The sequence below is a fragment of the Rhizobium sp. N122 genome (assembly GCF_002211295.1).
Taxonomy (GTDB): Bacteria; Pseudomonadota; Alphaproteobacteria; order Rhizobiales; family Rhizobiaceae; genus Rhizobium.
On sequence record NZ_LOKU01000080.1, the window covers coordinates 39,151 to 64,081 of the forward strand.

The window sequence follows — 24,931 nt, forward strand, 5'->3', positions numbered from 1 at the left end:
GGCCGGCTGCTCGACCGGCCGGCTTGGCCGTAGAGCTGGGCTACGACGCGCGCCGGCCGGTCGACCATCCGACTCCGTTTGAGCCAACAGAATGCTGCAATCTAACCAGGAAAGGCTCTAGTCCAGCCGGTATCCGAAAAGCAAAAAGGGCGCTCGACCCTTGCGGGGAGCGCCCTTATCCTGTCGGACAGCGAACAGTTCGACGACGTCGATACCGCGCGCATCCATTTTTCAGGCAGGAGCCGTATATGGACCCTTCAGGCCTGACTTTCAAGGGACAGTTTTGCCGATGTCTGACAGGTTTCTGCTTCAAGGCCCCCGTGATGCCCGCTTCACCATTCTGCTGGCGCATGGCGCCGGCGCGCCGATGGATTCGGCATCGATGACATCGGCGGCGGAGGCGCTCGCCACGGTCGGTTTCCGTGTGGCCCGTTTCGAATTCACCTATATGGCTGCCCGCCGCAGCGGAGACCGCAAGCCGCCGCCGCGAGCCGAAACGCTCAATCCCGAGTATGAAGCAGCGATTGCCGAACTCGGCGTTGACGGTCCCTTGATCATCGGCGGCAAGTCGATGGGCGGCCGTGTCGCCAGCATGATCGCCGACGATCTTCACGCCAGGGGAAAGATCGCCGGCCTGCTCTGCCTCGGCTATCCCTTCCATCCGCCCGGCCAGCCGACGAAACTGCGCACCGCTCACCTCAAGCGGCTGACAACGCCCGCGCTGATCTGCCAGGGAACCCGCGACGAATTCGGCACGCGCGACGAGGTGCCGGGCTACGATCTCTCTGACCGGATCGAAATCCTCTGGCTCGAGGACGGCGACCATGATCTCAAGCCGCGCAAGACAATCTCCGGCTTCTCCGCTGCCGATCATCTCGCCACGATGGCGAAAGCCGTCAAGGCTTGGGCCGTGCGCCTTTAGGCGGCCAGTCTCCTGACATCGATGCGACGGTCGGCAGCGAAAACGGTGATTTCGAAGTGATCGGCCTGAACCACGTCGCGAATGTTGCGCGGCCGGTGCGCCGCGATGTTGACGCCGCCTCTCAGCCGGACGCTGTCATAAAGGATCCCGGCGGCGCCGCTCGAACGCACCTCTTCGCCCAACAGCTGCGACGCCGCATAGCTCGCACCGTCATAGACATCGGGCAGCAGCGTCTGTTCGCCGCGAATATCGAGATAGTCCCCGATCAGAGTGGCCGCGTAGCTTCGATAGGTGCGCGCCATCGTCGCCACACCGCGGGCGACAGCCTCGCGCCGGAGATGATGGCCGACCTCGGCGGCGGCGGTCTTGAGATTGTCGGCGGCATACCAGGCACCGAGATCGGGGCCGTTGAAGCGCATGCCGCCCGGCGCCACATGCAGGAAGGCCGCCATGACGATGCTGGCGTTCGCACTCCCGTAGACCCATTCATCCTCGGGAAGCCGGTGGATGCGGTCGGCGACGAGACGGTCGTTGGTCCAGCCGACGAGTTCCATCACGGCTTCGAGGTCGGCCGCCCGCGCGACCGTGTCGAAAAGCCCGATCGGCGGAAATTGCGACGGTATCAGCCGGTAGGAGGGACGCGGCGCCTCGGCAAAGCGTTCACTCACCGGAAGACGATGTCCGCATCTTCGTAAGGCGTGAATGCCTCATCGAGCCTGTTCGGCGGCATGTAGACACCGCCGCGGGCGCCATCGAGGAAACGGCGCACGGTCATCAGCCCGTCCTGGGTTCCGTTGGTGACGATATCAAGCGGCGGATGGCCGCCGAACACCGGCGCCTGATGCGGCACGCGCAGCCAGGCGACGCCGGCGCGATCGTCGGCAAACAGCACGCCGAGTGCCTGATGGATGCCGAGCACGGCGGAAATCCGGGTCAGCGTATCGACATCAAGCGTGAAGGCCCCGTGCTCGCGCGCCTGCTTGGCCCAACTGTGATAGGTTGAGCGCGAGGGGTAACCGAGCACCAGCAGCCGCTGCTCTTCGCTTAAACCCCAGAGATCGGCGATCGCCAGGAAGGTTCGCAAAGCCGGTGCACTCAGCCTTTTGCGATTTGCCGGCGCAAACCTGTCGGTCTCAAGCCGCTGCGGCCCCTGGCTTTCCCGCTCCCTGCGTCGTGCATGCTGCATAACAGCCTCCCGTCTTGAAATAGACATAGTCCAAATCTGGGCAGGCGACAAGCAGATTTAAAGAGCTGAGCCGTTAGGAAACTTCCCTGGCTGCCTCGCGGATCGTCTGCATCAGGATCGATTGCGGCACCGACGGCACGGCATCGGCGCGCATCGTCAGGCCGACCGGCCCCCTGGTCTCGCCGGTATCGACCGGCAGCAGCGCCAGCCGCCCGTCGGCGACGTCGCCGGCCACTACGCCGTTGGAAATGATCCAGATCGCGTCGCTCGAGCGCAGGAAGGCGCGGCCGAAGGAATCCGAGACCGTCTCGATCTGGTTCGGCAGGCTGGAGACACCGTTGGCGATGAGGAAATTTTCGACCATCGGCCGGATGATCGAACCCCGCGTCGGCATCAGCACCGTGTAATCACCGAAACCCGAGAAAGGCGATTGGCCGCCCTTGACAAGCGGATGGCCGGCGCGCACGGCAAACACCACCTGCTCGGAATAAAGATGCTCGAAGGAAAAGCCCGCCATCTTCTCGGCCCCCGCCAGACGGCCGACGACGATGTCGAGATCGCCGACGCGAAGCTGCTCCAGCAGCACGGCGTTCTCGCCGGTGACGATCTTCACCCGGCTCCAGGTCTGTTCTTTGAGAAAGAGCTCCATCGCCCGCGGCATGATGCGCGACGACACCGTCGGCAGGGCGCCGATGCGGATCGGCGGCGCATCGGCGAACTGCTCCTGCGAGACGGAATCGAGACCCTGGCGCAAAGCCGTCAGCGCCGCCCCGGCATGGCGCAAAAAGACCTCGCCGTACCGGGTGATCTTGATGCCGCGGCCATCGCGCTCGAAGACGTCGACACCCAGCGCCTGCTCCAGCTCGCGGATCGTCTTCGTCACCGCCGGCTGGCTGACATGCAGCAATTCCGCCGCCTTCATGACGCTCTTCTGCCGCGCCACCTCGACAAAGGTCTGCAGATGACGAAACTTGACCCGGCTGTCGATCATCGCTCGCATAACTCCGAGGTTATCGAAAGACTGATAAATATCATTTTACTTAACCGGATCAACCGGTCAGTTTTAACATCAGGAGTATGTGCCGTTGGATGGGCTTTTTATGCCGGGACGAGTTTGGCGAAGAGCCTCCCCCACTCTCCGTCATCCTCGGCCTTGAGCCGAGGATCCATGCCGCGGGTGCTGGTGATGCGGTGTGGGTACTCGGCTCAAGGCCGAGATGACGGAAGCGCCAATGCCCCTCACCCTAACCCTCTCCCCGCAGGCGGGGCGAGGGGACGTGCCCAAACGGGGCGTCGAGGTTGAGGAGACGGTGCGGCATATCTCCTTCTCCCCGCCGGCGGGGAGAAGGTGGCGGCAGCCGGATGAGGGGCCGCCGCCCGGCTGAACCGAGGAGATTGACGTGCAGTTCGCCCGCATAAACGACGTGACGATCCATTATCAGGTCATCGGCGCGCCTGCCGACCGGCCGGTGATCGTTTTCATCAATTCGCTCGGCACGGATTTCCGCATCTGGCGCGATGTCGTGGTGCGGCTGGCCGGGGACTACGCCATCGTGCTCTACGACAAACGCGGCCACGGGCTTTCCGATGTCGGCCAGCTCCCCGCGTCGATCGAGGATCATGCGACCGATCTTGCCGGCCTGCTCGATCTGCTGTCGGTCAAGGACGCGGTCATCTGCGGCCTCTCCGTCGGCGGCCTCGTCGCCCAGTCGCTCTATCAGCGCCGGCCGGATCTCGTCGGCGCGCTCATCCTCAGCGACACCGCCCATAAGATCGGCACATCGGAAAGCTGGAATGCCCGCATCGCCGCCGTCGAGAAAAACGGCATCGGCAGCATCGTCGACGCCATCATGGAGCGCTGGTTTACGCCTGCCTTCCGCCGGCCCGAGAACACCGCCTATTCAGGCTATTGCAACATGCTGACGCGCCAGCCGGTCGAGGGTTATATCGCCGCCTGCGAAGCGATCCGCGATGCCGATTTCACCGAAGCGGCGAAGAGCATCGCTGTCCCGACGATCTGCATCGTCGGCGACCAGGACGGCTCGACGCCGCCCGATCTCGTGCTGGCGACCGCGAAGCTGATCCCGGGCGCCCGTTACGAGGTCATCCCGGACTGCGCCCACATCCCTTGTGTCGAGCAGCCGGAGGCGCTGACGGCGATCCTCCGCGCCTTCCTGACGTCTCTTCCCGCTGGAGAAACCAATCGATGAACGAGCCCGCCTCCTCCGCGCGTTACCGGCAGGGCATGGCGACCCGGCGCGCCGTGCTCGGCGACGCCCATGTCGACCGCGCTGCGGCGGCCGCAACCGAGTTCGACCGCCCGTTCCAGGAGCTGATCACCGAAGCCGCCTGGGGTCATGTCTGGTCGCGGCCGGGGCTGAGCAAACGCGAGCGCTCGATCGTCACCATCGCCCTGCTCGCGGCGCTCGGCCAGGACGATGAGGTCGCCATGCATGTGCGTGCCACTGCCAATACGGGTGCGACCCGCGAGGATGTCTGCGAGGCGCTCTTGCATGTGGCGATCTATGCCGGCGTTCCCGCCGCCAATCATGCGATCAAGATCGCCAAACAGGTCTTTGAACAAATGGACGCCGAAAAGGCGGCCTGAGGGAGGAAAATGTCCGAATTACCGAACCGCAAGCCTGAGGCCGGCGCCTTCTTCGCCCGCGATCGCGCCTGGCACGCGCCGGCGCTGACCCCCGGCTACAAAACCTCGGTGCTGCGCGCGCCGCAGCGCGCCCTGCTCTCGCTCGACGGCACGATCTCGGAAACGACAGGCCCGGTCTTCGGCCATTCGATGATCGGTGAGCTCGACAACGACCTGATCCTGAATTATGCGCGGCCCGGCGAAAGCGCCATCGGCGAGCGCATCATCGTCCATGGACGGGTGCTCGACGAACGGGCAAAACCGGTTGCCGGCGCACTGGTCGAATTCTGGCAAGCCAATGCCGGCGGGCGCTATCGCCACAAGAAAGAAAGCTATCTGGCGGCGATCGACCCGAATTTCGGCGGCTGCGGCCGCGCCGTCACCGACGAGGACGGCCGCTACCATTTCCGCACGGTGCGGCCCGGCGCCTATCCCTGGCCGAACGGCGTCAACGACTGGCGCCCGGCCCATATCCATTTCTCGATCTTCGGCCACGGCTTTGCCCAGCGGCTGATCACCCAGATGTATTTCGAGGGCGACCCGATGATCTGGAAATGTCCGATCGTCGGCACCATCCCCGACAAGGCGGCGATCGAGCAGCTGATCGCGCCGCTCGACTGGGGCAATACGATCCCGATGGATTCACGCGCCTATAAATTCGATATCGTGCTGCGCGGCCGCCGCTCGACGATGTTCGAAAACAGGCTGGAGGGCAATTGACCATGCAGCAGCTCGGCTATCTCAAGGAAACCCCGTCGCAGACGGCCGGCCCCTATGTCCATATCGGCCTGACGCCAAATTTCTGCGACATCACGGGCGTCTACGTTGCAGACCTCGGCACCCAGATGGTCAACGACAAGACGCTCGGCGAACGCATCACCGTCACCGGCCGCATCTTCGACGGCGCCGGCGCGCTGGTGCGCGATGCCGTTGTCGAAATCTGGCAGGCCGACAGCGCCGGCCTCTACAACAGCCCCTCGGAAATGCGCGGCGCCGCCGATCCGAATTTCACCGGCTGGGGCCGCTGCCCGACCCGCAGCGAGGACGGCGTCTACAGCTTCGAAACCATCAAGCCCGGCCGCGTCCCCTTCAAGGACGGCCGCAGACAAGCCCCGCATATCACCGTCTGGATTGTCGCCCGCGGCATCAATATCGGCCTGCACACGCGGATGTACTTCCCGGAGGAGATGGAAGCCAACGCCGCCGACCCGCTGCTTCTGCGCATCGAACATCGCGAGCGCGTCGCAACCATGGTCGCCACCCGCGACGGTGCCACCTGTCATTTCGATGTCCACCTGCAGGGTGCGAAAGAAACGGTGTTTTTGGATATTTGAGGGGCTGGCCAGCGGCTTGTCCTTGAGGTTCAGTGTAAGGAGCCCCCTCACCCTGCCCTCTCCCCGAGGGGAGAGGGGAACAGTGCCATACGAGAGCAGCTGCCTATAAGCGCCGACACCGCCCCAAATCCCTTCTCCCCTCGGGGGTCCGAAGGACGGGTCGAGACCGGCGGCTCGACCCCGGCGGCAGCCGGATGAGGGGCCACCACCACAAACGAGCAGACCATGACCGCATCGCCCTTCGACCACCCCTTCCTCTCCGGCCTCGTCGGCGACGATGAATTCGCGCCCTATTTCTCCGCCGAGGCCGATATCCGCGCCATGCTCTCCTTCGAGGCCGCGCTGGCGAGGGCGGAAGCCGCCCATGGCCTGATCCCTGCGGAAGCGGCAAGAAAGATCACCGAAATCTGTGCCGGCTTTTCCCCGGATCTCGCCAGTCTTCGATCGGCAACGGCACGGGACGGCGTCGTCGTTCCCGAACTCATCAAGCAGCTGCGCGCCGAAATCGGCGAGGAGGCGGCAAAAAGCCTGCATCTCGGCGCCACCAGCCAGGATGTCATCGATACCAGCCTGATGATCCGGCTGAAGGCCGTGGTCTTCCTGTTCACCGGTCGGCTTTCCACGATTGCCGGAGCGCTCGATGGGCTCGACCGCCGGTTCGGCCGCAGCCGGCTGATGGGCCACACCCGCATGCAGGCGGCGATCCCGATCAGCGTCTCCGACCGTCTTGACGCATGGCGCGCGCCGTTGGAGACCTATCGCGACCGCCTGACCGAGCAGAGTTTTCCCGTCCAGTTCGGCGGCGCCGCCGGTACGCTCGACAAGCTCGGGCCGCAGGCTGCAGCCGTGCGCGCCGCGCTCGCCCAGGAACTCGGCCTGACCGACACCCGGCAATGGCAGAGCGGGCGTCTGCCGATCGCCGATATCGCCGGCCTGTTTGCCTCGATCTCCGGCAGCCTCGGCAAGATCGGCCAGGATATCGCCCTGCTTGCCCAGGCCGGCCAGGAGATCGAAATCGCAGGCGGCGGCACCTCGTCGGCAATGGCCCACAAGCAGAACCCGGTCGCCGCCGAAACCCTGGTCGCGCTCGCCCGCTTCAACGCGACGGCGCTGTCCGGCATTCACCAGTCCCTCGTCCATGAACAGGAACGCTCGGGTGCTGCCTGGACGCTCGAATGGCTGCTGCTGCCGCAAATGGCGATGGCAACGGCCGCCTCGCTGCGGCTGGCGGGCGAACTGACAGGCAATATCAAGCGGCTTGGCGCGGCCTAAAGCCGGAAGAAACGAGCGTCAGCCAAGCTTGGCGATTGCCCGCAGATTGTCGGCCGTCGTTGTCGGGAAATCGAAGAATTCGAGATAGGCGGGGATTTGTTCGAACAGCATATCCGTGCCGACCTGAAAGGCGCAGCCGCGCGCCCGGGCCGCCTCCAGGAAAGGGGTGATCTCCTTGCTCATCACCACCTCGCCGACGAAGGTCGATGGGGAGATGCGGTCGACGTCGATCGGCAGAGGGTCACCCCGCCGCATTCCAAGCGGTGTTGCGTTGACGACGATGTCGAAGCCTTTCGGATCGAGCGAGCCGACCGTCACCCGCAGATGCGGATAATATGTCTTCAATCGGTCGAGCAGCGCGGAGGCGGTCGTCTCGTTGGCATCGAAGAGCGCGAGATGGGCAACACCCGCCTTCGCGAGGGATGCCGCGATCGCCGAGCCGACGCCGCCGGCGCCGACCACCAGCGCATTTGCGCCCTCGACCTTTTTGCCCTTGCGCAGAACGCCCCGCACAAAGCCTTCGCCATCGAACATGTCGCCGATCAGCCTGCCGTTCGAAGCAAGACGCACCGCATTGCACGAGCCCGCGACTTTGGCGTTGGTCGAGGTTTCGTCGAGCAGTGCCATCGTCGCAATCTTGTGCGGCATGGTGATGAGCGCGCCGTGAATATTGGAGAGCCGGAAGACGAGCTTCAGGAATGCCGGATAATCCTCCGGCATGCAGCCCATCGGCACGACGACCGCATCGATGCCGTTCTTCTCGAAATACGGATTGTAGATCAGAGGCGCCTTGAAGGACTCGGTGGGATAACCGAGGTGCGCGATGAGTTTGGTCGTCCCGGTGATCATGTGGCTAGACTTTCTCAGGATCGGCAGAGGCGCCGGCGTCAGAGAGGTGGATCATCTGCCCCGAGCGCGCCGATCTCTTGATCGCTTCGACAACCCTGAGGGTGGCGAGCCCCTCCCGCCCGCTCACGAGCGGCATGGCTTCGCCGCGAATGACATCGCAAAAGTGGCTGAGCTGACGGCAAAGCGGATCGGCGGCTTCGTAAGCCACGCTTTCCTCGGCAAGCGGCGCCAGCCAATCCGGCTCGGCGGTGCTCGTCCAAAGCGTCAGATCGGGAATGCCGAGCGAGCCCTTCGTGCCGCCGATCTGATAGCAATGTTTGGGATAGCGGGGATATGCCGGGTTCTCGCCGGTGGTCGCCTCCCAGCTCCAGGGTGCGGCCACCGCATCGCTGCCGGTCAGCGTCGCGAGAACGCCGTTTGCGAACCGCAACGAGACGACTGAACTATCCTCGACGGCGTGGTGGCGCACGGCGTGCGATTCCATCGCATGCACGGCCTCGACCTCGCCGAACAGAAATCGGAACAGGTCGACATCATGGATCAGGTTGACGAAGATCGGGCCGGCGCCCGCTTCCCGCCGCCAGGGGATGTCGAAATAGCTTTCGGGCTTGGCGACCCAGAAGGTGCCGTGCACCGCCACGATCCGGCCGAGCCTGCCGCCGTCGACGATCTGTTTGGCCGCCTGGATCATCGGGTTGTGGCGGCGGTGATGGCCGACGAGGAGCGGTATCCCCGCCCTCTCGCCGGCTGTCACCAGCGTTGCGGCAGCGTCGACGTCATCGGCGATCGGTTTTTCGATGAGAACGGGAATGCCGGCGGCGATAATCTCCATGGCATTCTCGACGTGCAGCTGGTTCGGCGTTGCCACGATGACGCCGTCCGGCCGGTCCTCGCCAGGGATGTCCCGGAACGAGGCGTAGCATCGGATGCCGGCATTGCAGGCAAAGTCGCGGCCGGCCGCAGACGGATCGATCACGGCGGAGAGAACGGTTCCGGGCTCGGATATGATGCGCTCGGCATGGCGTCTGCCGATCAGGCCGGCTCCCATGACTGCAATCTTCAATGGCTTCATATTCGGCTCCGCAATTGGACGAGGCATCGGCCCTGAGACCGCCTATTTCCGCAGGATTTCTCCGAGAAACTTTCTGGTGCGCTCGTGCCGCGGGTTGGTGAAGAATTCGGCGGGCGGGGCTTCCTCGACGATCGCGCCGCTGGCCATGAAAATCACCCGATCGGCGACCTGACGGGCAAAGCCCATCTCGTGGGTGACGCAGATCATCGTCATGCCCTCGTCGGCCAGCGCGATCATCGTATCCAGCACCTCCTTCACCATCTCCGGGTCGAGTGCCGAGGTCGGCTCGTCGAACAGCATCACTTTCGGCCGCATGCAGAGCGCCCGCGCAATGGCGACGCGCTGCTGCTGGCCGCCCGATAGCTGGACCGGATATTTGTCGGCCTGTTCCAGGATCTTGACCCGCTCGAGCAGCCCGCGCGCCCGGTCCTCGGCCTCCGCCCTGCCGACGCCGATCGCCTTCATCGGCGCCAGCATGCAGTTCTGCAGCACGGTCAGATGCGGAAACAGATTGAACTGTTGGAAGACCATGCCGACCTCACGGCGGATGGCATCGATGGTCTTGGCCTGATCGCTGAGAACGATGCCGCCAACCCGGATTTCGCCTTTCTCGTAGGTCTCGAGATGGTTGATGCAGCGAATGAGCGTCGATTTTCCGCTGCCGGAAGGCCCGCACAGGACGATCCTCTCACCGCTGCGCACCGTCATGTTTATGTCGTGAAGGGCTTGAAACGAGCCGTACCACTTTTCCACCTGCGCCATGGTGATCATGATTTCCGCGGCCTGGGCGGGAATGGGACTGGTCATCGGTAGAGCTCCAATATTGGCGGGCAGGGCCGCATCGACGAACAAGGGATGCGGTCAGCGCGCGGAAGCGGCAAACTTTCGCTCAAGGCGCGCGCCGAGGATCGTCAGCGGGCAGCACATCAGGAAGTACAGGATGCCGACGACGCCGAAGACCGTCAGCGGCTGGAAGATCTGGTTGGAGATGATGTTGCCGGCGCGCGTCAGCTCGGTGAAGCCGACGATCGAGGCAAGCGAGGTGCCTTTGATCAGCTGCACGAGGAAGCCGATCGTCGCAGGCAGCGAGATGCGCAGCGCCTGCGGCAGGATGACATCTCTCATGCGGGAGACGTATCTGAGGCTGAGCGCCTTTGCCGCTTCCGTCTGGCCGCGCGGGACCGCTTCGATCGATCCGCGCCAGATCTCGCCGAGATAGGCGCTGGCATGCAGCGTCAGGCCAATGGCGACGGCCACCCAGGCATCGAGCATCAGCCCGAGCAGGGCCAGGCCGTAATAGACCACGAAAAGCTGCATCAGAAGCGGCGTTCCCTGGAAGACAGCGATGTAACCGGCGGTCAGCCGTTCCAAGAGCGGGTTGCCCGAGACGCGGGCGAGAGCGACGCCGAGCCCGGCAATGCAGCCGCAGACGAAGCCGACGGCGGACAGGACCACGGTCCATTTCAGGCCGATCAGGAGGAAGACGAACTCGTCGTGACCCATGGAATTCCTCCTACTTGACCGGATATTTGAAATAGCGGGCGGAAAACGCCGCAAACAGGCGCATCATCACCCAGGAAATCACGAAATAGAAAAGCGTGACCGTGAAGTAGACCTCGAAACTGCGGAAGCTCTCCGATTCGATGCGCTGCGAAACGGAGGTCAGCTCATAGGCTGAGATCGCCGAGGCAATGCTGGTGGTCAGCGTCAGCAGCACGAACTGGCTGGTGAGGGACGGATAGATCGCCCGCAGCGCCGGCTTGAGGATGATCAGCCGGAAGACCTGGGCCTTGTGCAGGCCAAGCGCCAGGCCGGCTTCCATCTGCCCCTTCGGGATCGACTGGACGCCGCCGCGAATGATCTCGATCGCGTAGGCGCCGCCGTTGATGCCGAGCGCGATGACCGCCGTCGGCGTCGGATCCAGCCGGATGCCGGCGAGCGGAAGCGCGAAATAGATGAAGAAGATCTGCACCAGGAACGGCGTGTTGCGGATCAGCTCGACGAAGGCGATGACCAGCCACCGCAGGGGTTTGAGCGCGGAGTCGCGCAGGGCAACGCCGCCGATCCCGATGACGATCGCCAGCAGCATCCCGCAAATGGCCAGCAGGAAGGTCCCGAGGCAGCCGAGCAGAAGGCTCGGCAGCCCGTCGATGACAGGGGTGAAATCCAGCTTGTAATTCATGCCTTCGCTGCTCCCGCCATGTCGGCCATTGCTTCGATGGCAAGCTCATAACCGCGGGCGCCGAAACCGATCATGATGGCGGTGGCGACGCGCGAGATCAGCGAATTGTGGTAGATGCTTTCGCGCGCATGAACATTCGAGATATGCAGCTCGATCTTCGGCGGGTCGAACATCTTCAGCGCATCGAGAAGGGCGATCGAGGTGAAGGTATAGCCGGCGGGATTGATGATGATGCCGCAGGCCTGTTTGCGGGCCTGATGCACGCTTTCCACAAGCTCGCCCTCGAAATTGGTCTGGCGGAAATCGACGGCAAAGCCGAGGCTCTCAGCCCTCGCCAGGCACTTCTCCCTTATATCGGCAAGCGTCGTCGAGCCGTAGATGGCCGGCTCACGCTCCCCCAGCAGGTTGAGGTTCGGTCCGTTGAGCACAAAAATGGTTCTGGTCATGTCGCGCACCTCAGGGCCTTGGGCATGGCGGTTGCGTTGACGGGCATAGCTGCCCGCCTTCATGAATAAGGTTCGTCTGGAGATGGCCGCCTGCCCCTCATCCGGCTGCCGCCACCGACCGGGGTCGAGCCACGGGTCTCGACCCGTCCTGCGGACCCCGTAAACGGGGCGAAGGGGATATGCGGCAACCTCTCCGTCCCTCGCCAACATCTCGTGGGGCACGTCCCCTCTCCCCATCCTTACGGGGAGAGGGTTAGGGTGAGGGGCAATCGGCAGCCACCGACGCGAACCAACGCTTGCTCAGTTCGCCGCGAAGGGAATGCCTTCCAGCTTTTCCGGGAATTCCGGGACCGGCACCTTCATCCACTTGTCATAGACAGCCTTGAGATCGCCGTTTGTCTTGATCTTGTCGATGAAGCTATTCAGCGCCGCATTGATTTCCTTCTCGCCGAGACGCGTGCATGCGCCGTTATACAGCTTCTGGAATTCAAGCTTGTTTTCGAATTCGCCCGGGCGCGCCTTGTTCACCCGGTCCATGTAGAAGATGTTGCCGCCCAGCGTATCGACCTGGCCGGAAACTAGGGCCTGGACGCTCGCAGCGTCTCCATCATAGCGCCGGATCGTCGTTCCTTCAGGCGCGTTCTTCGTCACCTGCGTATCCTGCGCCGCACCCTTGGCGACGCCGACGCTGAACTTGGCCATGTCGGCATTCGTCTTGATCTCCGCCGATTTGGGACCGATCAGGACAATGGCATTGGCCACATAGGGCTTGCTGAACTGCACGGCCTTGGCGCGATCCGGCAGCATTGCCATCGTCGCGAACAGGACGTCGACGCGCCCAGCCGTCAGCGCCGGAATGCGGTTGTTGACTTCGAGCGGCACGAACTCGACGGAAACGCCCAGTTCCTTGGCGAACAGCGTGGCGATGTCGGCGTCGAGGCCGTCCTGCTTGCCGCCGCTGGTCACAAAGCCCCAGGGCGGGTTGTCGCCCTGAATTCCGACGATGATCTTACCGCGAGCCTTGATTTCGTCAGGCGTGATGGCCGCGGCCGGCTGCGCCAAGGTAACGGCAGCCACCAGGGCCGCGGCTCCGAGCATCGCGTTGCGGCGCGTCAGCATAGATTTGAACATTATGTTTCCTCCTCTTTGGCGGTCGTTCGACCGGACAGCCACCTCACCTTTTGACTGTGGGAAGAATGATTGCCAGAGACGAACGCGTAAATCAACAGAGTTTTTGAAAATCATATGAGATTTTATAATGCATCAATCTATTTGAATTCCTCAAGAGATTAGCGATAATAGGTGAGAGCGATTTTTCGCAGCTGGCGGTGAATGCCGAAAGGGCTTTGACATGAAGACCTCGATTGCGACTGTGACGATCAGCGGCGAACTGCCGGAGAAGCTCGAGGCGATCGCCCGAGCGGGCTTCGACGGCGTCGAAATCTTCGAAAACGATTTCCTGGCCTTCGACGGAAGCCCGGCCGATGTTGGAAAACTGGTGCGCGACCATGGCCTGGAGATCACGCTGTTCCAACCGTTTCGCGACTTCGAGGGCATGCCGGAGCCGCTTAGAAGCCGCACTTTCGATCGCGCCGAACGGAAGTTCGACGTGATGCAGCAGCTTGGAACGAACCTGGTGCTGGTCTGCTCCAACGTTTCGCCGGCCGCCATCGGCGGCATCGACCGGGCGGCGGAGGATTTCCGGGAACTCGGCGAACGTGCCGCCCGGCGTGGACTGCGGGTGGGCTACGAGGCGCTTGCCTGGGGTCGCCATATCAGCGACCACCGCGACGCCTGGGAGATCGTGCGGCGCGCCGATCATTCGAATGTCGGCCTCATCCTCGACAGCTTTCACACCTTGTCGCGCAAGATCGACGTCAATTCGATCCGCTCCATTCCCAAAGAGAAGATCTTCATCGTTCAGCTCGCCGATGCGCCGCTGATCGACATGGACCTGCTCTATTGGAGCCGCCATTTCCGCAACATGCCTGGAGAAGGCGACCTTCCCGTCACGGCCTTTACCGAAGCCGTCGCTGCCACGGGTTATGACGGTTATTTCTCGCTGGAGATTTTCAACGATCAGTTTCGAGGCGGCCTGTCGCGGCCGATCGCCGCCGATGGCCACCGCTCGCTGATCTATCTCGGCGATCAGGTGCGCCGCGATCTCGGCACCGGCAGCATGACCGGGGTAGCGATGCCGGAAAGGGCTGCCGTCAAGGGGGTCGGCTTCGTGGAGTTTGCCACGGACGAACAGGATGAGGTCGAACTGGTGGCCTTGCTGCGCACCCTCGGCTTCAAACAGACCGCCGTCCACCGCACCAAGAAGGTCTCCCTCTTCGAGCAGGGCGAGATCCGCATCCTCGTCAATGTCGATCAGGCGGGTTTCGCCAATGCGGCCTATGCCGTGCATGGGACGTTTGCCTATGCCATGGCCCTGGTCGTCGACGATGCCGCAAAGGCATATGCGCGTGCCCTTGCGCTCGATGCCGAGCCTTTCGCCCAGCCTGTCGCGGCCGGCGAACTCGAATTGCCGGCCATTCGGGGCGTCGGCGGCGGCATCGTCTATCTGATCGACGACAAGAGCGCCTTGGGCCGCTTTTCCGAAATCGACTTTCACCCGGTCGCCGACGACACCGGCACGGCGTCTGCCGGCCTTCTCCGCATCGATCACGTCGCCCAGACGGTCGGCTATGATGAAATGCTCACCTGGCTTCTGTTCTACACGTCGATCTTCGAGACCCATAAGACCCCGATGGTCGACATCATCGATCCGGCCGGAGTGGTGCGCAGCCAGGTCGTTGAAAACCAGTCGGGGGCGCTGCGCATCACTATGAACGGAGCCGAAAACCGCCGCACCCTGGCCGGACATTTCATTGCCGAAAAGTTCGGTTCCGGCATCCAGCACCTGGCGTTTTCGACCGACGACATCTTTGCAACCGCCGAAAAACTTCGCAGCTGCGGTTTCAGATCCCTGCATATTTCGCCGAATTACTACGACGACGTCGAAGCCCGCTTCGGGCTCGATCCCGTCATCACCGAGCGGCTGAAAGCGGAGAACATCCTCTATGACCGCGACGAGCACGGCGAATATTTCCAGCTCTACAGCGGCACTTATGGCGAGGGTTTCTTTTTCGAGATCGTCGAGCGCCGCGACTATCGCGGCTATGGCGCCCCGAACGCAATTTTCCGCATCGCCGCGCTGAAAAGACAGATGCGCCCGGAAGGAATTCCGAAAGACGCCTACTAAAGCGCGGCGCGATCTTTCAGATACGCTCCTCGCGCTTTAGCTCTTTGTTTTTGCGCATGTCGTTGCCGCAAAACCGCTGCACACTTTTGCGCGACATGCTTTAATTCAGAGAATACGGCCGCTCTTCAGCACGTGCTCGACGCCGCTTTGAACATGCCGCCTGACCACCTCGGTTGCGCCGGCGACGTCGCGTTGAATGGACAGTTCGAACAACAGCCGGTGGTCGTCGACGACAGGCTTTCCGCGGAAGCTTTCGGCCAGCATATGGTAACGGAGGAAGCGGTCGAAGACCGACGACAAGGTTGCCATCAGCGTCTGCGAATTGCAGGCAGAGACGATCGCCTGATGGAACTCCCAATCGTAGCGCACCCAGTCGACCGTGCGCGACATATCGCCGGCCAGCAGCTTGCGCTCGGCGGCGGCCAGCCGATGATGGGCGGCGACGATGCGCCCCTCCCATTCGAGATTTCCCGCAGCGAATGCGAGGCCGATCGCATGCGTTTCAAGAACGATCCTCAGGTCGGCGAGCTCCAGCAGTTCCCGCCGCGAAGCCGGGCTGACTTCGAAACCACGCTGCCCTTCGGCGACGACGAGGTTCTCCGTGGTCAGGCGGCTCAGAATTTCGCGCAGCGACGAAATGCCGATGGAGTAGCGCTCCTTGGCCTGCTCCAGCTTGATCTTGGCTCCCGGCGGCAAAACCCCCGATATGATATCCTCGCGGATCTGCCGGAAAACGACATCGCTTACGGTTTCGGCCGGGTCGTGGACGTGCTTGAGCATGGCTTTTCCTGGTTTGCCGAGATGTGTGATGGTCCTGACCTTCGAAGAGGCGTCCGTTGCTATTTCAGCGTTCCTTTGGCCAGCGCATGCTCCACTCCGCCTTCGATATGGAACGCAAGCACCCGCTTGGCCGTCTCCGCGTCCCGCCGCAGGGCCGCATCCAAGAGCTGCTGATGTTCTTCAGCGGCGACATCGCCTCGGTAGGACAGGGCGACCATCTGATACCGCAGATATTTGTCGAAGATCACCGAGTGGGTCTGCATCAGCAGTTTCGATCCGCAGGCGGAAATCAGCGCCTGGTGGAATTCCCAGTCGTAGCGCTTCCAGTCCTCGGCCCTGCTGGTGTCGCCGGTTGCCATGACCTGCTCCATCCGCGCCAGTTTATAATGAGCCGCGACCAGCGGCGCCTCCCATTCCACGTCACCATGCGCAAATGACTGCTCCAGGGCATGACTCTCCAGGAGCAGCCGCATGGCCGCCGTCTCCCTGAGGTCGGAAACCGACACCGGAGACACTTCGAACCCCTTCTGTCCCTCGGCGACGACAAGCCCCTCGGAGGAGAGCCGGTTCAGCACCTCCCGCAGCGTGCTGATGCTGGTCTCGTAGGACTCTTTCAGGCTTTCCAGCTTCAGCTTTTGGGCAGGCGCCAGCCGCCCGAAAATGATGTCGGCCCGAATGCGCCGGTAGCTGCTCTCTGCAATGGTCTCGTTTACGACAGGCTGCAGCATTCCGAGTCTCTTATATTTTCACTATCATCGGATATATCGCTTTTCGGCGAGTCCAATCAAGGAAACATTCGCGCGGAAAGCGAGCACAATTTTCTCAGAGGATGCTGTTTTCTCCAGAAATGGAAATGCGGATGAGAAATTCGCTCATGCCGCATCGGCATATGCAGCTGTGTTAAGTCTGCCGCAAAAACTTTCAGCGCGCATGGCTTGTCACTGAATTCGGGGGTCGGACGGACGGCAATTGTTTTTTCAATCGCGCGCAACCATCTAATAGGCATGACTTACGGGAAAATGTCCCGCCCCAGCAGCCCGTTTACCGAAAACCAACCATACCGGGTTGCTTTCCGACGCGAAAGCCGATTGCTTAGGAAAATCTACTTCTTCTTCCGCTAGCGGTTAGGAGAATGAAAGGGGTACAGGCAAACCCGTGGAATTCTGCTGCTTCGCATCGGGATAAACTATGTTTACGATGGCGATGCGGGAAGGCCGGTTTGAAGAAAGATGACGACAGAACTGTTTCAGGTAAAATTTTGGGGTGTCCGCGGCAGTATTCCCGTCTCGGGGCCCGAGTTCGACCGCTACGGCGGTAACACTTCCTGCATCGAAATTCGCTGCGGAGAACACAGGTTGATCTTCGATGCGGGCTCCGGCCTGCGCGAGGCAGGCCTGTCGTTGCTCGCCGACGGTGTCAGCGACGTCGACCTGTTCTTCAGCCACTGCCACTACGACCACATCATCGGCCTGCCCTTCTTCAAGGCGATCTATTATCCCTCGATCAACGTCAACATCTGGTCCGGCCATCTCGACGGCAAGATGAGCACACGCGAAATGGTCGAGCAGTTCATCAGGCCGCCCTGGTTCCCGGTTAAAACCGACATCTGCCAGGCGACGATGAATTTCAGCGATTTCCATCCCGGCCAGGTGCTGACGCCACACAAGGGCATCGAGATCAAGACCTTCATGCTCAACCATCCGGGCGGCGCCATCGGCTACCGCATCGAATGGCAGGGCCGGTCGGTCGCTCTGATCTACGACATCGAGCATATCCCCGGCAGCCACGATCCGGTCTCGCTGGAGATGATGAAGGACGCCGATCTCGTCGTCTACGACTGCACCTACAATGAAGACGAGATGCAGCGTTTCAAGGGCTTCGGCCATTCGACCTGGGAGCACGGCACCGAGCTGGCGAAGATTGCCGGCGCCAAACGCTTCGCCCTCTTCCACCACGCCCCCTCGCGCACCGATGAGCAACTGGCGCAGATGGAAGTGCAGGCGCAGGCCGCCTTCCCCGAATCCTTTGCTGCCCGCGACAATCAGACCGTGGTGATCTGACAGCTGCAGGCCGCTTTTGCCGCCTGCAGCGGGGAACCGATCCCGCGCCGGACCGTTTTCTCCGTATCGCAAGATCGTCGAAATGGGTATCAGCCATGACCGTGTTTTCCGGACAATGCCTTTGCGGGCAGGTGCGTCTCTCTGTTCGCGGCGAGCCCAGCCGCGTTGGGATCTGCCATTGCATGGACTGCAGGAAGGAAAGCGGTTCGGCCTTCACCTTCTATGGGATCTGGCCCGCCGGCCAATTCGAACATGCGGGGGAAACCGGCGCGTTCCAAGGCCGGCATTTCTGCACCGGCTGCGGTTCGCGGTTGTTTTCCGTCGATGACGAAGAGGCGGAAATCAAGCTTGGCATTCTCTCCGAGGCGCCGACGCTGCTTGTTCCAGGCTACGAACTCTGGATCAAGCGGCGCGAGCCGTGGCTGCGGCCGGTCGAGGGCGCCGAGCAGTTTGAGGAAGACCGACGATGAGCGGCGCCGCCGGAGACGCTCCGACGGCGGCCCTCGTCCAGCATCGCCGGATCACCGTTGCCGGCGTCGAGACGTTTTATCGCGAAGCCGGAAGGCGCGATGCGCCTGTCTTGCTGCTGCCGCATGGATATCCCTGCTCCTCCTATGAATTCCGCAATCTCATGCCGCGCCTGGCTGACCGCTGGCGGTTGATTGCGCCGGACTTCTCCGGTGCCGGCTATAGCGGCACGCCCGACGATTTCGACTACAGCTTCGATGGCTACGCCGCCTGGCTGGAGGCTTTCGTCGACGTGCTGGAGATCGACCGCTTCGCCCTTTACCTCCACGATTTCGGCTCGCCCATCGGTGCGCGACTGGCCATCAAAGATCCCAGTCGCATCGTGGCGCTGATCATCCAGAACGGCGATATTCCCTACGAGGATGCGCTCGGGCCGAAATATGCGGATATCGAGGCGACGTGGTCGCTGCCGCGATCGGAGATGAGGAAGGTGCTGGCCGAGGCGATCAGCAAGGAGACCTTCAAGGAGGAATTCCTCAACGACCTGCCGCCGCCTCTGGCCGCCGCCATCCCGCCGGATCTCTGGACGCTGCACTGGTCGCTGATGACGCCGCGGCGCCAGGAAATCGCCATCGATCTGATCGCCGGGCTGAAAGAGAACCGGGCGTGGTTTCCGCAGCATCGGACATACCTCCGGGAAAACCGGCCTCCGGCCTTGATCGTCTGGGGTCCCAACGACCACTACATGCCGGAACAATCGGCGCGCGCCTATCTCCACGATGTGCCGGATGCCGAACTGCATCTGCTCGGCGGCGGCCACTGGCTGCTCGAGACGCATCTCGATGAGGTCACCGCACTGATGCGAGATTTCCTCGGGCGCGTTCATCCCAGTTGATCGGCCATCGACCGGCAAGCCTCACGGCTTGAGAAGTGCCGATGCCGCCGACCAGTGGACGGCGGGATGCCGTCCCGTTGCGGCAAACAAGGCCGACAGGAAATCCCAGGCGGCGGCGTCGTGCACCAGATGGTGGGCGAGCACGCCGATCGGCTCGTCGCTGCCGGCAAACCGGTCGCGCAATTCCGCCACCAACTCGGCCACCAGCTCCGCCTCGCTCCGTCCGCCACGGGTGCCGTGCCAGTCGATGATGTCGACATGGGTGTTGAGAAGCGGTATCGGCCCGCCCTGCCTTGCCCGCCCATAGACCGAAAGCGCTGCGAAGCCGAGATCCGGCAGCGCCGGGATGAGGGTGGCGTCGATCCGGTTCCACGGCGGCACCAGCACCGGCAGGAAACGGGCCGGATGGAGCCGCTGCAGCAGCCGGAACCCGTCACCCAGCTCGCCGAGCACGATCTCCGCCGGCCGGTCACTGCCGAGCTCCTGCTTCTTGCGCTCCGGCCCCGCATGGTTGCTATGCGACCAGCCATGCACGGCAACCGTGACGCCGGCCTCTGCCGCCAGCCGAGCCGCCAATGCCTCGCCCGTCAGGCCGGGAATGACGGCCAGCGTCAGGGGCACCTTGTTTTCGCCGCTTAACGCCAGCAGCCGCTCCAGATCAGCCGTCGGCTCGATCGCATCGTCGTCGCGCAGCCACAAGCGGGCCACACGGCCGGCGGCCTGCCAGCGGTCGAGCTCACGGCGCAGCGGCTCCCAGCTCGTCATGTCGGTCATCGCCTTACTCCTGTTGCCGCATTGGCTCGCAAAATTCCGTCCAGCCGCTCGGCCGCCATCGCCAGCGAGCGCTCGCCGAGCACGAAGCGGCGCGCCGCCTGGCCCATGGCGTCGCGCCTGTCCCCATCGTCCAGCAGGGCAGCCACGGCCGCTGCATAGGCGGCGACATCGCCATCCCCAGTCAGCAGGCCGGTCACCCCGGCCTCGACCACCGCAGGGACCCCTGCCGTTTCCTGCGCGACGACAGGCAGGCCGGCGGCCTGGGCTTCGAGATAGGCAAGGCCGTAAGCCTCGCCGCAGCCCGGCCAGACATAGATGCCGCCACGCCCGAGCAGGCCGGCGATTTCGGCCGCATCCCGCTCGCCCAGCCATTCGATGCGGCCGGCGGGAAAGGCGGAAAACAGCGCCTCCACCTCGTGCCGCATCGGGCCATCGCCGATGATGGCAAGCGTCCAGGGCCGGTCTTCGATCAGCCGCAGCGCTTTTGCGAGCATCGCATAACTCTCCATCTTGTCGCCGGCCCGCATCATCGCCACCACCATCAAACGCTGCGGATCGGGCGCTGGCGACACCGCCTCGAACAGCGCCGTGCCGATGAACGGTTTGAGGCCGGCAAGCCGCGCCTGCGGAAAGGCGGCCGAAAGGCCCGCCTGGTCGCGCTCGGTGAAGCTGATATTGACCGCCGCCTGCAGGATCGCCTCGCCCACGCGTTTCTGCACGCCTGCCCAGCCGGTGCTGTCACGTTTGGCCGCATAGGAGGCTTCGGCGGTGACATAGGGAATGGCGAATTCGGCGGAAATCACCGGCCCGAGCGGATCGGGCGATTTGTAATAGGGGTGGTAGCAAAACCAGAGATGAGGCCGCGGCGCTGATGCCCATTTTTCCCGCAGCCGCTGCAGCTCGGCATCGATCGCCGGTTCGAGCGCGGCTGCCGCTTCCGGTGTCGCGGCATAGGTGCGGAATTCGGAGGCGACCTCGACCTGATGCCCGGCAAGCTCCAGCGCCTTGATCAACAGCCGCGCCATCAGCCGGTCGCCTGACGGCACCGGATGGTTCGGCGATTTCATCGGCGCGTAGAAAGCCACCCGCATGCATAACCCTCATATGAAGACACAGTGTTTCCAACCGGCATGGCCGGCGGCGAAACTCCGCTATTGTCCATTTCCCTAAAACTTGCGCATAAGCATATGGAATGTGATCGCGATGGAAGCAATTCCGCCTCTTTCTCAATTTCTATGAGCCTGCGGTTGCATCGACAAGAACGGGAATGAATGACGACGGTCTCGGCCACAGGGATTTTTTCGGAGCGTACGATCAGAAGGGCAAGGCTCGGTTCCGGCCTCGTCATTTTCATCTTCGTCCTGCTGCATTTGTCGAACCATGCGATCGGCCTGATTTCAGTCTCCGCCGCCGATAAGGCCGCCCGGCTGTTCATGGCGATCTGGCGCAATCCTGTGGGCACCGCCATTTTCTATTCGTCGGTTCTGATCCACATGGCGCTGGTGCTGCGCGCCATCTATATGCGCCGCAGTCTGGTCATGCCAAAGGGCGAAATGGCGCAGATCGTGCTCGGCCTGCTGATCCCGCTTCTGCTCATCGATCATGTCATCGGCACGCGTATCGCCCATGAACTCTACGGCTATATCGACGACTACGAGACTGTCGTCGGAACGCTGTGGATCAGGGCGCCGGCCAACGGATTGCGGCAGGCCGCCGGTCTCGTCGCCGTCTGGATCCACGGCTGCATCGGCCTGCATTTCTGGCTGCGCTACCGCCCCTGGTATCCCGGCCTGGCGCCGCTGCTGCTGGCGCTGGCGATCCTCGTGCCGGTGCTCTCGCTGCTCGGCTTCGTCGAAATGGGCCGGACGCTGGCCGACCCTTCCTACCAGCAGGCAATCGCCAACAGTCCCTATAAGGCAACGGTCAACGCCCGTTACGCCTCGAACCCGGAAGTGCACCATGAGGTCTCGACGATCCGCGCCGGGCTCTACGGGGCTTTCTCGGCTTCGTTGCTGATCGTCGTCGCCGCCCGCGCCCGGCGCAAGCTGAAGGAGCGCCTCGATCAGGTCGCCGTGCATTATCCGGGCGGCGAGGTGATCCGCGTGCCGCGCGGCTTCTCGGTGCTTGAGGCAAGCCGGCTCGGCGGTCTGCCGCATTATTCCGTCTGTGGCGGCAAGGGCCAGTGCTCCACCTGCCGTGTGCAGATCCTCGGCGATTACGAGAGCCTGCCGACCCCCGACAAGATGGAACAGACGACGCTGAGGCGCATCAATGCCGGCCCGGATGTGCGGCTCGCCTGCCAGCTGCGCCCGAACCGCGATGTCGCGGTGGCGCCGCTGCTGGTGCCGGCGCTGGAGGCCGCCCTCCCCGTCAACAGCCAGGAGACCAGCCCCGGCCGCGAGCGCGAGATCGCCGTGCTCTTCGTCGATATCCGCCATTTCACCACGCTGACGGAAACACGCCTGCCCTTCGACGTCGTCTTCCTGCTGAACCGCTATTTCGCCATCATCGGCAAGGCGGTGGAGCAGGCGGGCGGGCGGCTGGACAAGTTCATCGGCGACGGCGCCATGGCGCTGTTCGGCCTCAACACCGCGCCGGAGGAAGCCTGCCGCCAGGCGCTCAAAGCGGCTGCGGCGATCGTCGCCGAGATCGAGAAGCTCGCCGCCGAACTCGCCGAGGAACTGGCGCTGCCGCTGCGCATCGCGATCGGCATTCATACCGGTCCGGCCGTCGTCGGCACGATGGGCTACGGCCGGGTGCGCAGCATGACGGCGATCGGCGATACGGTGAATGTCGCAAGCCGGCTGGAAAGCGCGGCCAAGGAATTCGAAGCGGCGATCGTTATCTCCGAGCCGGTGGCGACGCTTTCCGGCGCCGATCTTTCCGGCATCGAAAGCCGTGACATCAGCGTGCGCGGCCGGGCGCTACCCTTGAAAGTCTACGTCATTCCGAAAGAGAAAGCGGCAGAACCGCTCGAAGGAAAAGACTGATGCCCGGCACACCCTGGCTGACCGCCAAATATTGGAGCCGCCGGCTGCGCAAAGCGCGCAATGCCGCGGCCTCGCGCTTCTTCGACACCCGCTTCGGCCGCCGGCTGCTGATCGAAAATATCGGCCCGCGCGTCGTCTCGATGACGGTCGATGCCGGCGACCATCTGATGACCTTTTCGCCTTCGGACTATATCGGCCGCAAGGTCTTCCGGAAGGGCCATTTCGAACGCGACGCCGTCGACCGGCTGATCGCCATCCTGCGCGAACGCGGTCTGCTCCGAAAGGATGCGACGCTGCTGGAGATCGGCGGCAATATCGGCACCCAGACCGTCTATTTCGCCTTGAGCGGCACCTATGCCGGGATCGTCAGCATCGAGCCGGACCCGCGCAACTTCCCGCTGCTTACCCTCAACATCAGCCAGAACCGGCTGGAGGAAAAGGTCCGCCTCGTCAACTGCGCCGCCGGCGAGCGCGAAGGCGAGATCGACTTCTTCCTCAACCGCAACAATCACGGCAAGAGCAGCGCCATCCGCCAGAGCCCGACCGACAAGAAGATCAGCGTGCCGGTGAAGCCGGTGTCCGCAATTCTAGCCGACCTCTCGATCGACCCTGAAGCAATCGGTCTCGTCTGGATGGATATCGAAGGCTACGAGCCGATCGCCTGCCGCTCGATGCAGCCCCTGCTTTCCCGCCGCGTGCCGCTCCATATGGAGTTCACGCCGCTGTTCTACGGAGCCGAGGGCACGAGAGCCTTCATCTCCATGCTCGCCGGCTATTACGAGGATTGCCTCGTCCTCTTCGAGGACCGCGAGGAGGAGATGAAGGTGCGGGATCTGCCGGGCCAGTTTGACCAGTATAATGTGTTGTTTTTGCCGTAGAGCGAATTTTGAACAGGCCGCAACGTATTGATGAAGAGCGGCCCAGATTGGGGTAAGCGTTATGGGCATCCGGACATTCCGCAATTGTTACAGATGTAGATGCTGCTGGCACCATAACAAGATCCGAATACGCAAGCGATTACGGCATTAAATCATCAAACCGGGGATAGACACAATATAAATGATTTAACCTCCTCAAGATCGTTACTACAACTGGGGAGAATCTAGGTTTTGACAATGATAATTGCGAATTTACTCAAGATCACCTCAGCAATTATTGTTGGAGCGTTCGCAGGATATTTTTTTAAAGCTTACCTTTATCATAGGACTGCAGAATACCCAAAATGCATCATTGCTGACAACGGAGCACTAAAGTCTGCGACCGGCGGGCCAGTTATCGAAGTTGGAGAAATTCCCGACGCCGTTATGGTTGGGTACATTTTCGACAAAACCTGTGGGGCAGATCCCGTGATCGATCAAACGATAGCTCTCGCTTATCTTCAACAAGGCGGAAGGGTTTCCTTGAAAGAGACCGCGATAATATTATCGGAATCAAGAGCCCGCGGGTACGTTGCCTTGCAATCCCTTATAGAAAATACTGAAAGGCAACATTCTGCCGAACCGTGAGCGACCCGGCCGCAATCGGTCTCGTCTGGATGGATATCGAAGGCTACGAGCCGATCGCCTGCCGCTCGATGCTGCCCCTGCTTTCCCGGCGCGTGCCGCTCCACATGGAGTTGACGTCGCTGTTCTACGGAGGGCACGAGAGCCTTCATCTCCATGCTCGCCGGCTACTATGAGGATTGCCTCGTGCTCTTCGAAGACCGCGAGGAGGAGATGAAAGTGCGGGATCTGCCGGGGGAATTTGATCAATATAACGTGCTGTTTCTGCCGTAGAGGCGGCTTCGGAGCCTCCCGCCTGCGCCCCA

At 62.6% G+C, this 24,931-nt stretch carries 27 protein-coding genes and 1 pseudogene; 14 read left to right on the forward strand and 14 right to left on the reverse strand.

From position 1 onward, the window contains the following. Positions 1-289: 289 nt before the first annotated feature. Positions 290-922 carry an alpha/beta family hydrolase gene (locus tag ATY75_RS32780; RefSeq protein WP_088940663.1) on the forward strand — a complete coding sequence of 211 codons (633 nt, stop codon included), beginning with the start codon at positions 290-292 and terminating at the stop codon, positions 920-922. Here the strand turns inward: ATY75_RS32780 and ATY75_RS32785 are convergent. The 3 genes from ATY75_RS32785 to pcaQ all read right to left on the reverse strand — a co-directional run bounded on the left by ATY75_RS32785 (position 919) and on the right by pcaQ (position 3,099). After that, positions 919-1,590: an RES family NAD+ phosphorylase gene (locus tag ATY75_RS32785; protein ID WP_088940664.1), complete on the reverse strand. Its 672-nt coding sequence runs from the start codon at positions 1,588-1,590 to the stop codon at positions 919-921. The genes ATY75_RS32780 and ATY75_RS32785 overlap by 4 nt on opposite strands. After that, positions 1,587-2,108 (reverse strand): MbcA/ParS/Xre antitoxin family protein, encoded by a 522-nt coding sequence (locus tag ATY75_RS32790; protein WP_088940665.1) that lies wholly within the window; start codon positions 2,106-2,108, stop codon positions 1,587-1,589. Before ATY75_RS32790 ends, ATY75_RS32785 begins: the two co-directional genes overlap by 4 nt. A gap of 73 nt (positions 2,109-2,181) precedes the next feature. After that, positions 2,182-3,099, reverse strand: a complete 918-nt coding sequence (gene pcaQ, locus ATY75_RS32795) for a pca operon transcription factor PcaQ (protein WP_088940666.1) — start codon at positions 3,097-3,099, stop codon at positions 2,182-2,184. Positions 3,100-3,508: 409 nt separating this feature from the next. On the opposite strand from pcaQ, the gene pcaD reads away from it, so the two are divergent. From pcaD to ATY75_RS32825, 5 genes are all read left to right on the forward strand, one after another. Beyond that, positions 3,509-4,318 carry a 3-oxoadipate enol-lactonase gene (gene pcaD / locus ATY75_RS32805; protein ID WP_088940668.1) on the forward strand — a complete coding sequence of 270 codons (810 nt, stop codon included), beginning with the start codon at positions 3,509-3,511 and terminating at the stop codon, positions 4,316-4,318. Continuing rightward, a complete protein-coding gene (gene pcaC, locus ATY75_RS32810) occupies positions 4,315-4,716 on the forward strand; it encodes a 4-carboxymuconolactone decarboxylase (RefSeq protein WP_088940669.1) in 402 nt (133 codons plus the stop codon). The genes pcaD and pcaC overlap by 4 nt, the downstream gene beginning before the upstream one ends. Before the next feature lie 9 nt (positions 4,717-4,725). Beyond that, on the forward strand, positions 4,726-5,475 hold the full coding sequence (pcaH, locus tag ATY75_RS32815) for a protocatechuate 3,4-dioxygenase subunit beta (RefSeq protein ID WP_088940670.1): 750 nt from the start codon (positions 4,726-4,728) through the stop codon (positions 5,473-5,475). A gap of 2 nt (positions 5,476-5,477) precedes the next feature. After that, entirely contained in the window at positions 5,478-6,089 is a 612-nt protein-coding gene (gene pcaG / locus ATY75_RS32820) for a protocatechuate 3,4-dioxygenase subunit alpha (RefSeq protein WP_088940671.1), read from the forward strand. A 225-nt stretch (positions 6,090-6,314) separates the two neighbouring features. Then, positions 6,315-7,361 carry a 3-carboxy-cis,cis-muconate cycloisomerase gene (locus ATY75_RS32825; RefSeq protein ID WP_088940672.1) on the forward strand — a complete coding sequence of 349 codons (1,047 nt, stop codon included), beginning with the start codon at positions 6,315-6,317 and terminating at the stop codon, positions 7,359-7,361. Between the two features lie 18 nt (positions 7,362-7,379). Here the strand turns inward: ATY75_RS32825 and ATY75_RS32830 are convergent, their stop codons facing one another. The 7 genes from ATY75_RS32830 to ATY75_RS32860 all read right to left on the reverse strand — a co-directional run bounded on the left by ATY75_RS32830 (position 7,380) and on the right by ATY75_RS32860 (position 13,041). Further along, positions 7,380-8,210, reverse strand: coding sequence for a shikimate dehydrogenase (locus ATY75_RS32830; protein ID WP_088940673.1), 831 nt, complete (start codon positions 8,208-8,210; stop codon positions 7,380-7,382). A gap of 4 nt (positions 8,211-8,214) precedes the next feature. Further along, positions 8,215-9,282: a Gfo/Idh/MocA family oxidoreductase gene (locus tag ATY75_RS32835; protein ID WP_088940674.1), complete on the reverse strand. Its 1,068-nt coding sequence runs from the start codon at positions 9,280-9,282 to the stop codon at positions 8,215-8,217. A gap of 42 nt (positions 9,283-9,324) precedes the next feature. Beyond that, positions 9,325-10,089 carry an amino acid ABC transporter ATP-binding protein gene (locus tag ATY75_RS32840; RefSeq protein WP_088940675.1) on the reverse strand — a complete coding sequence of 255 codons (765 nt, stop codon included), beginning with the start codon at positions 10,087-10,089 and terminating at the stop codon, positions 9,325-9,327. Between the two features lie 54 nt (positions 10,090-10,143). Further along, positions 10,144-10,785: an amino acid ABC transporter permease gene (locus ATY75_RS32845; RefSeq protein WP_071087128.1), complete on the reverse strand. Its 642-nt coding sequence runs from the start codon at positions 10,783-10,785 to the stop codon at positions 10,144-10,146. Positions 10,786-10,795: 10 nt separating this feature from the next. Continuing rightward, a complete protein-coding gene (locus ATY75_RS32850) occupies positions 10,796-11,464 on the reverse strand; it encodes an amino acid ABC transporter permease (RefSeq protein WP_088940676.1) in 669 nt (222 codons plus the stop codon). After that, the gene (aroQ, locus tag ATY75_RS32855; protein ID WP_088940812.1) at positions 11,461-11,910 is read right to left on the reverse strand and encodes a type II 3-dehydroquinate dehydratase; all 450 of its coding nucleotides are present in this window, start codon (positions 11,908-11,910) and stop codon (positions 11,461-11,463) included. The genes ATY75_RS32850 and aroQ overlap by 4 nt, the downstream gene beginning before the upstream one ends. A 300-nt stretch (positions 11,911-12,210) precedes the next feature. Continuing rightward, the gene (locus ATY75_RS32860; RefSeq protein ID WP_088940677.1) at positions 12,211-13,041 is read right to left on the reverse strand and encodes a transporter substrate-binding domain-containing protein; all 831 of its coding nucleotides are present in this window, start codon (positions 13,039-13,041) and stop codon (positions 12,211-12,213) included. A gap of 220 nt (positions 13,042-13,261) precedes the next feature. Here ATY75_RS32860 and ATY75_RS32865 point away from each other — a divergent pair, with 220 nt between their 5' ends. Further along, positions 13,262-15,157, forward strand: a complete 1,896-nt coding sequence (locus tag ATY75_RS32865; RefSeq protein WP_088940678.1) for a sugar phosphate isomerase/epimerase and 4-hydroxyphenylpyruvate domain-containing protein — start codon at positions 13,262-13,264, stop codon at positions 15,155-15,157. Positions 15,158-15,262: 105 nt separating this feature from the next. Here ATY75_RS32865 and ATY75_RS32870 read toward each other — a convergent pair whose 3' ends face one another. Both ATY75_RS32870 and ATY75_RS32875 read right to left on the reverse strand, forming a co-directional pair. Then, positions 15,263-15,937, reverse strand: coding sequence for a GntR family transcriptional regulator (locus ATY75_RS32870; RefSeq protein WP_088940679.1), 675 nt, complete (start codon positions 15,935-15,937; stop codon positions 15,263-15,265). A 59-nt stretch (positions 15,938-15,996) separates the two neighbouring features. Next, complete coding sequence (locus ATY75_RS32875) at positions 15,997-16,665, reverse strand: GntR family transcriptional regulator (protein WP_088940680.1); 669 nt, start codon at positions 16,663-16,665, stop codon at positions 15,997-15,999. 501 nt (positions 16,666-17,166) lie between these two features. Between ATY75_RS32875 and ATY75_RS32880 the strand changes: the two genes are divergently transcribed. The 3 genes from ATY75_RS32880 to ATY75_RS32890 all read left to right on the forward strand — a co-directional run bounded on the left by ATY75_RS32880 (position 17,167) and on the right by ATY75_RS32890 (position 19,360). Continuing rightward, complete coding sequence (locus tag ATY75_RS32880) at positions 17,167-17,997, forward strand: MBL fold metallo-hydrolase (protein WP_088940681.1); 831 nt, start codon at positions 17,167-17,169, stop codon at positions 17,995-17,997. Positions 17,998-18,092: 95 nt separating this feature from the next. Continuing rightward, positions 18,093-18,467, forward strand: a complete 375-nt coding sequence (locus ATY75_RS32885) for a GFA family protein (protein WP_088940682.1) — start codon at positions 18,093-18,095, stop codon at positions 18,465-18,467. Next, positions 18,464-19,360: an alpha/beta hydrolase gene (locus ATY75_RS32890; RefSeq protein ID WP_088940683.1), complete on the forward strand. Its 897-nt coding sequence runs from the start codon at positions 18,464-18,466 to the stop codon at positions 19,358-19,360. Before ATY75_RS32885 ends, ATY75_RS32890 begins: the two co-directional genes overlap by 4 nt. 21 nt (positions 19,361-19,381) lie before the next feature. Here the strand turns inward: ATY75_RS32890 and ATY75_RS32895 are convergent, their stop codons facing one another. Continuing rightward, a complete protein-coding gene (locus ATY75_RS32895; RefSeq protein ID WP_088940684.1) occupies positions 19,382-20,134 on the reverse strand; it encodes a polysaccharide deacetylase family protein in 753 nt (250 codons plus the stop codon). Next, positions 20,131-21,225, reverse strand: coding sequence for a glycosyltransferase (locus ATY75_RS32900; protein WP_088940685.1), 1,095 nt, complete (start codon positions 21,223-21,225; stop codon positions 20,131-20,133). Before ATY75_RS32900 ends, ATY75_RS32895 begins: the two co-directional genes overlap by 4 nt. Before the next feature lie 180 nt (positions 21,226-21,405). Between ATY75_RS32900 and ATY75_RS32905 the strand changes: the two genes are divergently transcribed. The 4 genes and pseudogenes from ATY75_RS32905 to ATY75_RS32920 all read left to right on the forward strand — a co-directional run. After that, positions 21,406-23,124: an adenylate/guanylate cyclase domain-containing protein gene (locus ATY75_RS32905; protein WP_088940686.1), complete on the forward strand. Its 1,719-nt coding sequence runs from the start codon at positions 21,406-21,408 to the stop codon at positions 23,122-23,124. Continuing rightward, on the forward strand, positions 23,124-24,002 hold the full coding sequence (locus tag ATY75_RS32910) for an FkbM family methyltransferase (RefSeq protein WP_088940687.1): 879 nt from the start codon (positions 23,124-23,126) through the stop codon (positions 24,000-24,002). Before ATY75_RS32905 ends, ATY75_RS32910 begins: the two co-directional genes overlap by 1 nt. 231 nt (positions 24,003-24,233) lie before the next feature. Further along, positions 24,234-24,629, forward strand: coding sequence for a hypothetical protein (locus ATY75_RS32915; protein WP_143535391.1), 396 nt, complete (start codon positions 24,234-24,236; stop codon positions 24,627-24,629). Then, positions 24,623-24,899, forward strand: a pseudogene (locus ATY75_RS32920) (FkbM family methyltransferase); the annotation flags it as partial. The gene ATY75_RS32915 and the pseudogene ATY75_RS32920, both read left to right, overlap by 7 nt. Between the last annotated feature and the right edge of the window lie 32 nt (positions 24,900-24,931).

Coding starts and splice junctions, on each gene's coding strand:
- ATY75_RS32780 (WP_088940663.1), top strand. CDS start 290: ATGTCTGACAGGTTTCTGCTTCAAGGCCCCCGTGATGCCCGCTTCACC.
- ATY75_RS32790 (WP_088940665.1), bottom strand. CDS start 2,108: ATGCAGCATGCACGACGCAGGGAGCGGGAAAGCCAGGGGCCGCAGCGG.
- pcaQ (WP_088940666.1), bottom strand. CDS start 3,099: ATGATCGACAGCCGGGTCAAGTTTCGTCATCTGCAGACCTTTGTCGAG.
- pcaC (WP_088940669.1), top strand. CDS start 4,315: ATGAACGAGCCCGCCTCCTCCGCGCGTTACCGGCAGGGCATGGCGACC.
- pcaH (WP_088940670.1), top strand. CDS start 4,726: ATGTCCGAATTACCGAACCGCAAGCCTGAGGCCGGCGCCTTCTTCGCC.
- pcaG (WP_088940671.1), top strand. CDS start 5,478: ATGCAGCAGCTCGGCTATCTCAAGGAAACCCCGTCGCAGACGGCCGGC.
- ATY75_RS32825 (WP_088940672.1), top strand. CDS start 6,315: ATGACCGCATCGCCCTTCGACCACCCCTTCCTCTCCGGCCTCGTCGGC.
- ATY75_RS32830 (WP_088940673.1), bottom strand. CDS start 8,210: ATGATCACCGGGACGACCAAACTCATCGCGCACCTCGGTTATCCCACC.
- ATY75_RS32835 (WP_088940674.1), bottom strand. CDS start 9,282: ATGAAGCCATTGAAGATTGCAGTCATGGGAGCCGGCCTGATCGGCAGA.
- ATY75_RS32840 (WP_088940675.1), bottom strand. CDS start 10,089: ATGACCAGTCCCATTCCCGCCCAGGCCGCGGAAATCATGATCACCATG.
- ATY75_RS32845 (WP_071087128.1), bottom strand. CDS start 10,785: ATGGGTCACGACGAGTTCGTCTTCCTCCTGATCGGCCTGAAATGGACC.
- ATY75_RS32850 (WP_088940676.1), bottom strand. CDS start 11,464: ATGAATTACAAGCTGGATTTCACCCCTGTCATCGACGGGCTGCCGAGC.
- aroQ (WP_088940812.1), bottom strand. CDS start 11,910: ATGACCAGAACCATTTTTGTGCTCAACGGACCGAACCTCAACCTGCTG.
- ATY75_RS32860 (WP_088940677.1), bottom strand. CDS start 13,041: ATGTTCAAATCTATGCTGACGCGCCGCAACGCGATGCTCGGAGCCGCG.
- ATY75_RS32865 (WP_088940678.1), top strand. CDS start 13,262: ATGAAGACCTCGATTGCGACTGTGACGATCAGCGGCGAACTGCCGGAG.
- ATY75_RS32870 (WP_088940679.1), bottom strand. CDS start 15,937: ATGCTCAAGCACGTCCACGACCCGGCCGAAACCGTAAGCGATGTCGTT.
- ATY75_RS32875 (WP_088940680.1), bottom strand. CDS start 16,665: ATGCTGCAGCCTGTCGTAAACGAGACCATTGCAGAGAGCAGCTACCGG.
- ATY75_RS32880 (WP_088940681.1), top strand. CDS start 17,167: ATGACGACAGAACTGTTTCAGGTAAAATTTTGGGGTGTCCGCGGCAGT.
- ATY75_RS32885 (WP_088940682.1), top strand. CDS start 18,093: ATGACCGTGTTTTCCGGACAATGCCTTTGCGGGCAGGTGCGTCTCTCT.
- ATY75_RS32890 (WP_088940683.1), top strand. CDS start 18,464: ATGAGCGGCGCCGCCGGAGACGCTCCGACGGCGGCCCTCGTCCAGCAT.
- ATY75_RS32895 (WP_088940684.1), bottom strand. CDS start 20,134: ATGACCGACATGACGAGCTGGGAGCCGCTGCGCCGTGAGCTCGACCGC.
- ATY75_RS32900 (WP_088940685.1), bottom strand. CDS start 21,225: ATGCGGGTGGCTTTCTACGCGCCGATGAAATCGCCGAACCATCCGGTG.
- ATY75_RS32905 (WP_088940686.1), top strand. CDS start 21,406: ATGACGACGGTCTCGGCCACAGGGATTTTTTCGGAGCGTACGATCAGA.
- ATY75_RS32910 (WP_088940687.1), top strand. CDS start 23,124: ATGCCCGGCACACCCTGGCTGACCGCCAAATATTGGAGCCGCCGGCTG.